5 protein-coding genes are annotated in these 4488 nt (G+C 57.2%); 4 read left to right on the top strand and 1 reads right to left on the bottom strand.

Annotated elements, in window-relative coordinates:
* Nucleotides 1–345: 345 nt before the first annotated feature.
* The gene (locus LC354_RS26460; RefSeq protein WP_223428941.1) at nt 346–636 is read left to right on the top strand and encodes a hypothetical protein; all 291 of its coding nucleotides are present in this window, start codon (nt 346–348) and stop codon (nt 634–636) included.
* Between the two features lie 783 nt (nt 637–1419).
* Here the strand turns inward: LC354_RS26460 and LC354_RS26455 are convergent.
* Complete coding sequence (locus LC354_RS26455) at nt 1420–1965, bottom strand: TetR/AcrR family transcriptional regulator (RefSeq protein WP_223428940.1); 546 nt, start codon at nt 1963–1965, stop codon at nt 1420–1422.
* A 72-nt stretch (nt 1966–2037) separates the two neighbouring features.
* On the opposite strand from LC354_RS26455, the gene LC354_RS26450 reads away from it, so the two are divergent.
* The 3 genes from LC354_RS26450 (at nt 2038) to LC354_RS26440 (ending at nt 4437) form a co-directional block, all read left to right on the top strand.
* The gene (locus tag LC354_RS26450) at nt 2038–3084 is read left to right on the top strand and encodes an alcohol dehydrogenase family protein (RefSeq protein WP_223428939.1); all 1047 of its coding nucleotides are present in this window, start codon (nt 2038–2040) and stop codon (nt 3082–3084) included.
* Nucleotides 3085–3127: 43 nt separating this feature from the next.
* The gene (locus tag LC354_RS26445) at nt 3128–3514 is read left to right on the top strand and encodes a nuclear transport factor 2 family protein (RefSeq protein ID WP_223428938.1); all 387 of its coding nucleotides are present in this window, start codon (nt 3128–3130) and stop codon (nt 3512–3514) included.
* 302 nt (nt 3515–3816) lie between these two features.
* Nucleotides 3817–4437, top strand: a complete 621-nt coding sequence (locus tag LC354_RS26440; protein ID WP_223428937.1) for a 2-hydroxychromene-2-carboxylate isomerase — start codon at nt 3817–3819, stop codon at nt 4435–4437.
* Nucleotides 4438–4488: the final 51 nt, after the last annotated feature.

The following is a 4488-nucleotide window of genomic DNA, read 5'->3' as shown; positions in this document are numbered from 1 at the left end:
AGACGATGTCATCAAGCAGTACCTGGAATTACATTCCGACAAATGATGCCTCCGGCGTCAGCCGGTGGTCCTTCACTTGATGACGCTCAAACAGAGTATCGTCCATAGGCTCACGGTCTGCATTGATCTGAGACAAGCTGGCGCAATGAGCACATCGCGTATTCCAAAACCGAAACTGATGCCAAGGTCGTGCAGGCTGCCGCCCCCCCTTGTTCAAAGGCTCATGAAATCCGAAGGCCCAGACGCAATTTGCCTTAGCCGACGCGAAGAACGGTCCGATCAACCGAAAGATTGCGGCAAATCAAGGCCAGTCTGTTGCAACCGGGTTATCATTGAGGGGTTACTATGGGAGGACTGAAAATGATTTCTCTGGAAGACGTCGAGGACATGAGCGCGTTGACGCGCGCGGAGATAGAAGCACTCGCAGAGCATGACCGTATCTCGACTTTCGATGCGGCATTGATGGGCGATTACATGATGCACGAACATCACGGGCCACAAAGAGTCCACGAGATGATTTGCGATGATATTCGCATTGCCTTGCACAAGGATGACTTGAAGCATGCGCGCGAGTTGTTTGCCGTATTGCGCGGGTTCCTGGCCGAGCACCCCGAGGCTGCGCGCGGTATGGATTGAGGCTGCCGACAGCAGGCCCAGCGACACGGCAGCATTCAAGTGCAATCCGACGAAAGCCACGCCGGCACTATGACCCAAGGTGAGGATCACAGACAGTGCGTACAATGCCGCGAAACATATCCGATCCTTTGCGTCGGTGGCACGAGTGATCGCAGGTAACAGTATCTGGCGCGAGACGCATGGCAACAAACCCGCGCGCACGCTTCAGATGATACGACCCGCAGAAAAACGGGGAAGCGTGGGCTTGAGCTGCAAGAGGGCGATTGAGCCGCAACATTTATTGTCGTCCGACCGAAAACGGGCACGCATGAGCAGGAAATGGACTGAAATGATGCGCTGGCGGGGTTTCCCTCCAAACTGCAATCGTCAGCCACGGAAAGCAATTTGCTGAATATCGTTCACAGGCAAATTTCTATTGCGCCGAAGACGGATGGAACGGGTAGTTCGACATTTGTGAATGCTTTTCAGTGCTTTGCAGCAGTACGCTGAGTGATGTTGTAAAATATGTTGTGACTTTCGGACATCTCTCTTTGAGCCTGCTACTCAGCGCAAGTTTGCGAGAGCTTTCGCCACAACGGCCCTTCGTTACTTGGTCGCTGACGACAGCGAGGATAGCGGCTACCTGTCGTAACTGACGAGACCCGGAGCACGGTGTATTCCGGGTGTGTTCCCGGCGAGAAGGCACTGGATTTCTGCTTACCTGCCATGTGTGCATCTTGCGGCGCACACGGACTCTGAGCCCGTTTTGACCGATGCTCCGCGCAGCACCGATGTCTGTCCTGACTAGGGAATGGAACCTGCACCGGACCGATGGACATCTGGCATAAGCGTGCATAGTACCTTTGCCGCTCTCAGGGACTCGTCCCCGCGCAGGGGCCAGCTTTGCATCAGACCCTCGATGATGATCGAGATTTCGCCTTCGCTTCCCTTCAAGCTGGACATGCTGGCAGCGCGGTTGGCCATTTCCGCCTTGTGACGGTCCAAAAGCGCGCGCAGTTCTCCATCTTGCGGTGACGATGCGACAGCCGCGTGAAACAGGCAGCCATGTGTTGTCTCTGCCCTCATCCATTGCGCAACGCGATCAACGATGGTTGCTAAAGGCAATGGATCCGCCGTCTCAGCTTCGGGAAAGACGTGCTCCATATAGCGACGATGCCGATGCTCCAACGCCCGAAGGATCATCTTGTCGCGCGAGGGAACGTATTTGTAGAGCGTCCGAAGACTTACTCCGGTCGCCTTGCGAAGGGTTTCGATATTGGGTTCGGAAAAGCCGTGTTTTGCGAAAGCCTGCTCCAGCCCGGCATCAATCTGGTTCTGAATATCCGTCATTCTTGACTCACTAGAGTGATCCCTCTACCTCGGCAAGTAGAGACATCATTCTACCCAAGGGAGACCCTCTGAATGCCTTTGCCTTCTGAAATGACCGGCGTCGTGTTGACCGGACACGGCGGACCCGAAAAACTGAAATGGCGTGACGATCTGACCGTCCCGACGCCCGGTGCGCGGGACGTGGTGGTCAAGGTCAGCGCCGCCGGGGTCAACAATACCGACATCAACACCCGAACGGCCTGGTATTCGAAAGGCGACGCCGAGAGCGACGATGCGAGCTGGTCAGGAAAGCCTTTGTCCTTCCCCCGCATCCAGGGTGCTGACGTGTGCGGGTACATCGTCGCCGTTGGCGATAAAGTTGACCCCGCCCGCGTCGGCGAACGGGTGTTGATCGAACCGTGTATTCGCGAGGCTGATGGTGAGACTTTGGAAACGCCGTGGTATTTTGGTTCGGAATGCGATGGAGGCTTTGCCGAGTATACGCGGGTCGCGGCGCGTCATGCCCATCGGGTCGAAAGCGACCTGAACGATATCGAATTGGCTTCATTTCCCTGCTCCTATTCGACGGCCGAAAACATGCTGACACGCGCCGCCGTGAAGCCAGGTGAAACCGTGCTCGTGACAGGGGCTTCCGGTGGGGTAGGATCGGCAGCGGTGCAATTGGCATCCGCGCGCGGTGCAAGGGTCATCGCGGTCACGAGCGCCAGCAAGGCCGACAAGCTGAAAGCCCTCGGCGCGGATGAAATCCTCGACCGAGACGCGGATTATGTCGCGGCCCTCGGGGCGGGGCAAGTCGATGCGGTGGTTGATCTTGTCGCCGGTCCGAAATGGCCGTCGCTGTTGGACGTCTTGCGCCCGGGGGGCCGCTACGCCGTCGCTGGCGCGATTGCAGGGCCGCTTGTCGAGCTGGACGTGCGCACGCTCTATCTCAAGGATCTCAGCTTTTTCGGGTGCACCGTGCTGGAGCCAGAAGTCTTTGGGAACCTTGTCGCGCGGATCGAGCGCGGCGACATTGCCCCGCTGGTCGCTGAAACCTATCCACTCCGCGAAATCGGTGCTGCTCAACAAGCCTTTGGCGAGAAGGGCTATATCGGTAAGATCGTTCTGAATTTGATTTGACAGTTTGTCAGGATCACAAAAGCTCTGGCAGGAAGGATACAACATGACCCGTACCTCCGAGATCGATAAGGCAAACGTCATCGCGTTCTACGAGATGATGTTCAACGACTGCGAACCGGCGAAAGCCATCGCGGCCTATGTCGGGGATGACTACATCCAGCACAATCCACATGTCAGAGACGGCAAAGACGGGTTCATCGACTATTTCAAACGCATGGCCGGCGAGCACCCCGGCAAGCGCGTGGAAGTGAAACGTGCCATCGCCGAAGGCAACCACGTCGTGCTTCACTGCCATCAGGTTTGGCCGGGCGGTTTGGAATACGCTGGCATCGACATCTTCCGGCTCGATGATGCCGGAAAGGTCGTTGAGCATTGGGATGTGTTGCAGGAGTTGCCTGACCACAGCGAAAACGAAAACGGGATGTTCTAGTCCAGGTGAGGGATAGCGAACATCCACGGACGGACGTGAATTGACGGCTCCCTCAGGATTGTGGCTGCTGGATGCTTGGCATCCTGGGGCGATAAACCTGACAAAGATGAAACCGCCAATTATCAGCTCGGTTCTGTGGTGCCGTTGAAACCCTCAAACCGACTTCCGGGCTACACCGTCGAGAACGCCTTGGGCGTCGAGGGAAGGGCCTGAGAAGTTGAACCTGCTGATAAACTGGCGCTAAGCTTGGATGTGCTGCATGAGCCGCATCGCAAGACAAGTACGCAAGCAGAGGAGGTTCCTTGAAACTGGAAATCTGGTTCGAGTTCGCGAGCACCTACTCCTACCTGACGGTTTGTCGGGCGGAACCTTTGCTGCAACGAGCGCAAATCGCGTATGAATGGCGGCCGTTCCTGCTGGGTCCGATCTTTGCAGACCGAGGCATGGACACCTCACCCTTCGTGACAGACCCGGTCAAAGGCGCTTATATGTGGCGCGACATGGCGCGGCGCGCAAGGAACTACGGCCTGCCGTTTACTCGCCCTGATATCTTTCCCATGAACGGTCTGCGCGCAGCCCGCGTCATGACCGCTGCCTTGGGGGAACCGTGGTGCGGGGTTTTCGCCAAGGCGGTGTTTGCGGCCCAATTTGAACATGGGGCCGATATATCAGACGAGGCTGTTCTGCAGGGCGCGCTACGTGCCTGTGGCGTCCCTCCAAAAGACTGGCTCGAGCGAGCGCACGAGGACACGACCAAGGCAGAACTGCTCGCCTTGACCGATCAGGCGCGGGCACTTGGTCTTTTCGGCGCCCCCAGCTTCGTGGTAGGTAACGAGGTTTTTTGGGGGGACGACAGACTGGAAGACGCAATCAATTGGGCGGTTACTGCGGATGAAGGTATCCGTCCGGTGTCGCCGCTCTGACGGGATGATGGAGTGCCTGCTAGATGTCCACCATCGGTAGTGGACATCTTG

It is taken from the genome of Tateyamaria pelophila, assembly GCF_019966495.1.
In the GTDB taxonomy this organism is placed as follows: domain Bacteria; phylum Pseudomonadota; class Alphaproteobacteria; order Rhodobacterales; family Rhodobacteraceae; genus Tateyamaria; species Tateyamaria pelophila.
The sequence above is the reverse complement of the archived record's forward strand: the minus strand, read 5'-3'. Positions and strand labels throughout refer to the sequence as shown.

Coding starts and splice junctions, on each gene's coding strand:
- LC354_RS26450 (WP_223428939.1), top strand. CDS start 2,038: ATGCCTTTGCCTTCTGAAATGACCGGCGTCGTGTTGACCGGACACGGC.
- LC354_RS26445 (WP_223428938.1), top strand. CDS start 3,128: ATGACCCGTACCTCCGAGATCGATAAGGCAAACGTCATCGCGTTCTAC.
- LC354_RS26455 (WP_223428940.1), bottom strand. CDS start 1,965: ATGACGGATATTCAGAACCAGATTGATGCCGGGCTGGAGCAGGCTTTC.
- LC354_RS26460 (WP_223428941.1), top strand. CDS start 346: ATGGGAGGACTGAAAATGATTTCTCTGGAAGACGTCGAGGACATGAGC.